Annotated in this window: 2 protein-coding genes; one reads left to right on the top strand and one right to left on the bottom strand. The window is 73.0% G+C overall.

Annotation, left to right across the window (positions count from 1 at the left end; genetic code table 11):
• Nucleotides 1-46: 46 nt before the first annotated feature.
• Complete coding sequence (gene sbnA / locus ACMXN5_RS18650; protein WP_439676216.1) at nt 47-1,084, bottom strand: 2,3-diaminopropionate biosynthesis protein SbnA; 1,038 nt, start codon at nt 1,082-1,084, stop codon at nt 47-49.
• A 221-nt stretch (nt 1,085-1,305) separates the two neighbouring features.
• Here sbnA and ACMXN5_RS18645 point away from each other — a divergent pair, with 221 nt between their 5' ends.
• Nucleotides 1,306-8,532, top strand: coding sequence for an amino acid adenylation domain-containing protein (locus ACMXN5_RS18645; protein ID WP_439676215.1), 7,227 nt, complete (start codon nt 1,306-1,308; stop codon nt 8,530-8,532).
• The last annotated feature ends 40 nt before the right edge of the window (nt 8,533-8,572 follow it).

Raw genomic sequence — 8,572 nt, 5'->3', positions numbered from 1 at the left:
CAGCCTCGAATCGACTCTCGATCCTTTGGTACCGCCCGGTCCGCGGTCAGCCGGAAATCGTTTCGAGTCCGGCGGTGAATTCGGACCCGATGTCCGCGTATTCGACGCCTGCCGTGAGACCTTCCGGGCCGATCGAATCGCGCACCCAATCGTCGCGGTAGACGGTCTCCATATAGCGCTCGCCCAGGTCGGGCGAAATGGTCACGGCGGTCACCTGGTCGGGTGCGCCGGCGGTGCCGTTGCCGTAGTGCTCGTCGAGCCAGTGGAGCGCTCCGCTGACGGCGGTTCCGGTGGAGCCGCCGAAGAGGAACCCGTGGCGCATCAACTCGCGGCAGGTACGGACGGTGTCCGCCTCCTCGACATGGATCGCGGCGTCCACCAGCGACTCGTCCAGGAGCGGCGGGCGCACGCTGGTACCGAGGCCCGGGATGTGCCGGGTGGCCGCGGGGCGCCCGAAGGTGACGGAGCCGACGCTGTCGACGGCGATCACGCGCACCGACGGGCGCCGCTCCCGGAAGTAGCGCGCGCAGCCCATCAGGGTGCCCGTGGTGCCGGCGCCGATGAACAGCACGTTCAGGTCGGGGAACTGGCGGGCGATGGCCGGCGCGGTGGTCCGGTAGTGGGCCATCCAGTTGCCCGGGCTCAGGTACTGGTTGAGCCAGACCTTCTTGTCGTCGGCGGCGAGCAGCGCCTTCACGTGCCGGATCCGCGCGCCGAGGAAGCCCTCGGTCTCGTGCGGCTCGGTGACGACGTGGACCTCGGCGCCGAAGGACTCCATGGTGCGCCGGGTCACCTCGTTGCACCGGGAGTCGGTCACGCACAGGAACCTGAAGCCCCGGTTCGCGGCGAGCACGCTCAGGGCGACGCCCATGTTCCCGGACGAGGACTCCACGAGGGTCGAGCCGGGGCCGAGCACACCCGCGGCCTCCGCCTGCGCGACGATCTCACGGGCCGCCTTCAGCTTGATGGATCCGGCGAAGTTGAATCCCTCGACCTTCAGAAAGAGACGACGCCCGAAGAGCGGCTGTAAATTCACGAAGAGGTCGCTTACCTCGAATTCATGCGACGCGGAAATAACCGGCACTGGCGACTCCTGGCCCTCGGCAACCAATTAGCCTGGACGGCCAGCCTCTCGCCGTGCGCTGACGAGGTGCTGACGGACTGCTGACGAGGGCGGCGTCACGAGCGCCCCGCCCACCTCGCAAGATGCGTCAGTGGCCCGTCAGTTATCGGTCACTTGAGTGTCAGCGCGATCGGCCTATGTTTGTCATTCCGCCTGTCCAGCTCTTCCGCGAGGAGTCCGGTTTGAATCGGCCGTCCGCGATCAGCGAAGTCCTCTCGCTCTCGCCGCTGCAACAGGGACTGCTCTTTCTTTCGGAGTACGACCGCGAGGGAACGGATGTCTACACCATCCAGCTGGTGCTCGATTTCCGGGAAACGACCGACGCCGACGCCGCCGCGCTGCGCGCCGCAGCGACCGCGCTGCTGGAGCGGCACTCGAATTTGAGGGCATGCTTCCGGCACCGCAAGAACGGCGAGGCGATCCAGATGATCCCCAAGTCGGTGTCGCTGCCGTGGCGCGAGGTGGAGGTCGGTGCCGGGAGCGGACGGGCCGCGTCGGTGGAGGCCGAGTTCGACCGGGTGGCCGAGGAGGACCGGCTGCGCCGCTTCGACCTGGCCCGGCCGCCGCTGCACCGGTTCACCCTGATCCGGGCGGACGACGGGCGTTGCCGCCTGGTGTGGACGGTGCACCACATCCTGGTGGACGGCTGGTCGATGGTCTCGCTGATCGGCGAACTGAGCGCGCTGGTCGAGGAGTCGAAGTCGGGGTCCGCCCACCCCTCGCCGACGGGGGCCGCCTCGGCCTCCTACCACGCCTACCTGGCCTGGCTCGGCGCGCAGGACAAGCCGGCCGCCCGGCAGGCCTGGGCGCGGGCGCTGGCCGGTGTCACCGAACCGACCCGGCTCGTCCCGGTGGGCCACGCCCACGCCGAGGACCGGGGCGCGCTGCCCGAGTCGGTACCGCTCGACCTCTCCCCCGAAGTCTCCGCCGACCTCGTCCGATTCGCCCGCTCGCGCGGCCTGACCGTCAACGCGGTGGTGCAGGGCTGCTGGGCGCTGCTCCTGTCCAGGTCGACCGGCCAGGACACGGTGTTGTTCGGCGCCGTGACGTCGGGCAGGCCGGCCCAGATCCCCGATGTCGAGCACATGGTGGGCCTGTTCGCCAACACGCTGCCGGTCCGCGTCGACGTCGACCCGTCCCGTACCCCGGCCGAGTTGTTCGCCGCGGTGCAGCGGGCCCAGGCCGACCTTCTGCCGCACGAGCACCTGCCTTTGGCGGAGGTGCAGCAGCTCACCTCCGTGCGCGGTGAACTCTTCGACACGGCGCTGATGTTCCAGAACTATCCGATGGGGCCGATGCCGCACACCGCGACCGCGAGCTCCCTGGTGACCGGCGTCGACATCCGCTCCGCCACCCACTACCCGATCACCCTCACGGTCTTTCCGGGAACCCCGCTCGGCCTCGCGGTCAATCATCGGCCCGGGGTGGTCACGCGCGCCGAGGCCCACCGGATCGGGCGGCGTTTCGCGCGGCTCCTGGAGTCCGCCGTCGCCCGGCCCGACGTGCCCTGCGGCCGACTCGACATCCTGGACCGGGCGGAGCGGGCGCGCATCGTCGACGGGCGCAACGACACCGGGGTGCCGCTCCCCGGTCACTGGCTGGCGCCGCTGCTCGACGCCCGGGCCGAGCACACCCCGCACGCACCCGCCGTCAGCTGCGGCGACGAGCGGCTCGACTATCACGAACTACTTTCCAGAGCCGACGAGTTGGCTCGTGCGCTGCGTGCGGCGGGCGCGGGCCCGGAGCGCACGGTGGCCATCGCGCTCGACCGGTCCTGCGCACTTGTCGTGGCCGCCCTGGCCGTGCTCAAGTCCGGCGCGGCCTACCTGCCGCTCGACCCCGACTACCCCGCCGACCGGCTGCGCTACATGCTGGCGGACGCCGCCCCCGTGGTCACCCTCACCGACCGACGGGTGCGCGAACTCCTCATGGGCGACGACGAGACGAGCACGGGGCAGTGGTGGGCTCTCGACGAGCCGGGGTCCGTACCCGCCGCGCCCGTGGTCCTCGGGGAGGGGCCTGTTCCGGCCCCGCACGCCGACCATCCGGCGTACGTGATCTACACCTCGGGCTCGACCGGCCGCCCCAAGGGCGTCGTCGTGCCGCACGGCGCGCTGACCAACCTGGTCCACGACATGGTCGGTCGCTTCGCGGTGACCGCCCGGGACCGGTTCCTCGCGGTCACCACCTTCGGCTTCGACATCGCCAACCTGGAGTTGTTCGTACCGCTCGCGGCCGGCGCCGAACTGCTCGTCGCCGCCCGCGAGACCGTGCGCGACCCGGCCGTCCTGGCCACCGCCGTCACCGACCTCGGCGCCACCCTGATGCAGGCCACCCCCAGCCTGTGGGAGTCCCTCGCCGCCGACCACGCCCCCCGGTTGGCGGGTCTGCGGGCCCTGGTGGGCGGCGAGGCGCTGCCCGAGCCGCTGGCGCGCACGCTCACCGCGCACTGCGCGTCCGTGACCAATGTGTACGGCCCGACGGAGACGACGATCTGGTCGACGGCCGCGCCCCTCACGGCGGACACCCCGAACGAACCCGGCCCACCCCCCATCGGCGGCCCCCTCGCCAACACGCGCGTGTACGTGCTCGACGGCGCCCTGCGCCCGGTGCCCGACGGCACCTTCGGCGAGCTGTACATCGCCGGATCCGGGCTCGCCCGCGGCTACCTCGACCGGCCGGGCCTGACCGCGGAGCGGTTCGTCGCCGACCCGTTCGGGCCGCGCGGCGCGCGCATGTACCGCACCGGGGACGTGGTCCGCTGGGACCGCACCGGCAGCGCCCTGGAGTACTCGGGGCGCAGCGACCACCAGGTCAAGATCCGCGGCCACCGCGTCGAACTCGGCGAGATCGAGTCCGTGCTCGCCGCGCAACCCGGCATCCGGCAGGCCGCCGTCACGGCCGCCGCCGACCGGGCGGGGCACACCCGCCTGGTCGCCTATGTCGTACCGGCGGGGACCGATACCGACCGGCTGCGGGAGCGGGTCGCCGCGGTGCTGCCCACGCACATGGTCCCCGCCGTGTACGTTCCCCTGGACGCGCTGCCGCTGACCCCGAACGGCAAGACCGACCGCAAGGCCCTGCCCGCGCCGCCCGACGAGCGCGCGGGCACCGGGCGGGCTCCCGTGGGCGAGCACGAGGAACTGCTGTGCGCGGTCTTCGCGCAGGCGCTCGGGCTCGAACGTGTCGGCGCCGACGACGACTTCTTCGCCCTGGGCGGCCACTCGCTGTCCGCGACCACGGTCACCAACCGGCTGCGCGCCGCCCTGGGCGTGGACGTCCCGGTGCGCTCCCTGTTCGACGCCCGCACGGCCGAGGCGCTGGCCCGCACCCTGTCCCCGGCCCTCGCCGGGGCCGACGCCGGGCCGGCCTCCGGCGACGCGCGCTCCACGACGGTGTCCCGTGATCGACGCCCCGTGTTGCGCGCCGTGCCGGGTCGCCCGTCGTCGGTGCTCCTGTCCTACGCCCAGGAGCGCCTGTGGTTCCTGGACAAGATGGACGGCCCTTCGGGCGCGTACAACATCCCGCTGGCCGTGCGCCTGACCGGCCCGCTCGACGCCGGGGCGCTGACGGCCGCCGTACGCGACGTGGTGGCCCGACACGAGAGCCTGCGCACCGTGTTCGCCGAGGCCGACGGGCTGCCCTCGCAGTTGATCCTTTCCCCCGACGAGGCGGACCGGGCGGGTGCGCGGCTGGTACAGGTCACCCTGCCGGGCTCGGCACCGGCCGGCCCGACCGCGGCCACCGAAGCCGCGCTCGCCGACGCGCTCGCCGCCGAGGCCGTCCACCCCTTCGAGCTGTCCGCCCAAGTGCCCCTGCGGGTCCGGTTGTTCACGATCGGGCCCGACTGCCACGTGCTCGCGCTGACGGTGCATCACATCGCGGCCGACGGCTGGTCGCTCGGCCCGCTCACCCGCGATCTCGCCGACGCCTACGCGGCACGGCTCGCGGGCGGCGCGCCGCGGTGGGCGCCGCTGCCCGCGCAGTACGCCGACTACGCCCTGTGGCAACGGGAGCTGCTCGGCGCCAAGGCCGACGAGGACAGCCTGGTCGCCTCCGAACTGGCCCACTGGCGCCAGGTGTTGGCGGGCATCCCGGAAGAACTGGACCTGCCCACCGACTTCCCGCGCCCGGCGCGGGCCGGTCACCGCGGCGCGGAGGTCGCGTGTACGGTGCCCGCCGACGTTCACGTGCGCCTCTCGGAGCTGGCGCACCGCGGCGGTGCCAGCCTGTTCATGGCGGTCCAGGCCGGACTCGCCGCCCTGCTCACCCGGCTGGGCGCGGGCACCGACATCCCCCTGGGCAGCGCGGTCGCGGGGCGCAGCGACGACGCGCTCCGCGACCTCGTCGGCTTCTTCGTCAACACGCTCGTACTGCGCACCGACACCGGGGGTGATCCCACCTTCGACGCCCTGCTCTCGCGCGTACGCGAAAGCGATCTGACCGCGTACGCGCACGCCGAGCTGCCCTTCGAGCATCTTGTCGAGGAGCTCAACCCGGTGCGTTCGATGGCCCGGCAGCCGCTCTTCCAGGTGATGCTGGCGTTCGACAACGCGGACCCGCTGCCCGGACTGTCGGGGATCTCGGCCGCCGTCGAGCCGGTCGGCACGGTGACGGCGAAATTCGACCTCTCCTTCCACGTGCTGGAGCAAACCACCGCGGACGGCGCGCCGAACGGCCTCGACCTTCGCCTGCACTACCGCGAGGACCTGTTCACCGAGGCGACGGCGGATCGCCTCGCGCGGGCCCTCGCCACCCTCCTCGGCTCCGCCGCGCACGCCCCCCACTCCCCCCTCAGTGCCCTCGACCTGCTCACCGCCGAAGAGCGCCGCACGCTCCTGTCGGACCGGAGCGGACGACTCGTCCCGCGGCCCCCGGTCACGCTGCCGGCCCTCTTCGAGGCGTACGCGGCCCAGGCCCCGGACCACCCGGCGCTGATCACCCCCGACGGCGTACCCGCCGGCCCCGGCTCCGTCCGGCTCACCTACGCGGAACTCGACACCCGGGCGAACCGGCTCGCCCACGTCCTCCTGGCCCGCGGGATCGGCCCCGGGGACGTGGTCGCGCTGGCCCTGCCCCGGTCCGCGCGGATGGTCGTCGCGCTGCTCGCCGTCCTCAAGACCGGCGCGGCCTATCTGCCCGTCGACCCCGCGTATCCCGCCGAGCGCATCGCGTACATGCTCCGGGACGCGGCGCCGGCCGCGGTGTTGACCGACGCGGCGGTCGCCGACCGGCTCCCCGACCTGCCCGGGGGCGCGGTCCCGCTCGTCCTGAACGCCCCCGCCGTCCTGGCCGAGTCGGCCGAGCGGCCCGGCACCGCCCCCACCGACGCCGACCGCACCCGGGCACTGACCCCGCAGGACACCGCGTACGTCATCTACACCTCCGGCTCGACCGGTCGCCCCAAGGGCGTCGCCGTGCCGCACTCGGGGGCCGCGAACCTGGCCGCCAACCTGCGTTCGGGCCTGGGCGCGGGGCCCGACACGCGGGTCCTGCAGTTCGCCTCGTTCAGCTTCGACGCCACCGTGTGGGAGCTGTGCGCCTCGCTGTTCTCCGGCGGCGCCCTCGTCTTCGCCACCGACGACAGCCGACTGTCCGGCGAGCTGCTCGCCGACCTGATCGCGGAGCACGGCGTCAACCACACGATCCTGCCGCCCACCGTCGTCGCCGGCATCCCGGACGCCGAGGTGTTGCCCGAGGGCATGACTCTGCTGGTCGGCGGCGAGGCATGCCCGCCCGCCGTAAGCAATCGTTTCTGCCGGCACGTCGAACTGCGCAACGCCTATGGCCCGACCGAGGCTTCGGTCTGCGCCACCTGGAGCGACCCGCTGACTCCGGAGGGCAGGCCGCCGATCGGACGCCCCCTGGACAACTTCCGGGTGTACGTCCTGGATGCGGGCCTGTCCCTGTCGCCCATCGGCGTCACCGGCGAGCTGTACCTCGCCGGGGCCGGCCTCGCCCACGGATACCTGGGCCGCGCCGCCACCACCGCCGAGCGTTTCGTCGCGGACCCGTTCGGGCCGGCGGGCACCCGCATGTACCGCACCGGCGACCTCGTGCGGTGGCGGCCCGACGGCGCCCTGGACTACGTCGGCCGCTCCGACCACCAGGTCAAGCTGCGCGGCTTCCGCATCGAGTTGGGGGAGATCGAGGCCACCCTCGTCCGCCATCCGGTGATCACCCAGGCCGCCGTCGCCGTCGTGCCCACGCCCACCGGGGAACCCCAACTGATCGGGTACGTCGTACCCGTGCCCGGCGTCGCGGCCGTGGATGTGCCGGTGCTGCGCGCGTTCGCCGCCGAGACGCTGCCCGCGCACATGGTGCCCGTGTCCCTGGTCACGTTGCCCGCGCTGCCGTTGACGGCGAACGGCAAACTCGACACCCGCGCCCTGGCGGCGGCCGGAACCGGCGCCGCCGCCCCCGTCCCGGTACACGCACCGGGCACGGCCGCCGAGCAGGTCGTCGCCGGGGTCTTCGGCGAGATCCTCGGCCTCGAACAGGTCGACGTCGACGGGGACTTCTTCGCGCTGGGCGGCGACAGCCTGCGCTCGGTGCAGGTGGTCAGCCGCGCCGCGAAGGCCGGGCTCACCCTCTCGCTGGCCGATGTCTTCACCCACAAGACGGTGGCGGCTCTCGCCGCAGCCGCCCGGCCCACCACCCTGCGGGCACCTGCCACACTCCCGTCCGCCATGACCGCGCCCGTCCTGCCCATCCGACCGGCCGGCACCGCGGAGCCCCTCTTCTGCGTGCACGGCGGCGTCGGCTTCGGGCTGCCGTACGCGGAGTTGGCCCCGCACATCGACGCGGCCCGACCCGTGTACGCGCTGCAGTCCGACGGCATCGCACCGCACGGGGACGAGGGGGAGCGACCCCGGGACGTACCGGCGCTCGCGGCCACGTATCTGGCGCGCGTCCGGCAAGTGCAGCCGCAGGGTCCCTACCACCTCCTGGGCTGGTCCTTCGGCGGTCTGGTCGCGCACGAGATGGCCGTCCAGCTCCAGGCCGCGGGTGAACGCGTCGCCTTCCTCGCGGCGTTGGACATCTACCCCGTGGCTCCGCACGACCCGAACCCCTCCGACAAAGAGGTCCGCGCCGCCTTCGTCGAACACCACGCCGCGGGGACCGCGATCACCGAGGAGGAGTTGCGCCGGCTGACCACGATCATGCGCCGGCACATCGATCTGGCAAGGGTGTTCACGCCGGGCCGCTTCACCGGAGCGCTGACCCTGTTCGTCGCCACCGGCGAGCAGCGGGAGACTCCGGCCGCCGAACTCGTCGCTCGCTGGCACCCGCACCTGGACGGACCACTCACGGTACACGAAGTGCCGTGCGACCACGAGCGGATGCTCTCCCCAGAGGCCGCCCGGCGGATCGGCGCGGTCACCGACGCGGCCCTGAACCGGGCGTGAACCGGGCCTGAACGCACGAGCGGCAGCTCCGCGGGGAGCT

It is taken from the genome of Embleya australiensis (assembly GCF_051903075.1).
In the GTDB taxonomy this organism is placed as follows: domain Bacteria; phylum Actinomycetota; class Actinomycetes; order Streptomycetales; family Streptomycetaceae; genus Embleya.
The sequence above is the reverse complement of the archived record's forward strand: the minus strand, read 5'-3'. Positions and strand labels throughout refer to the sequence as shown.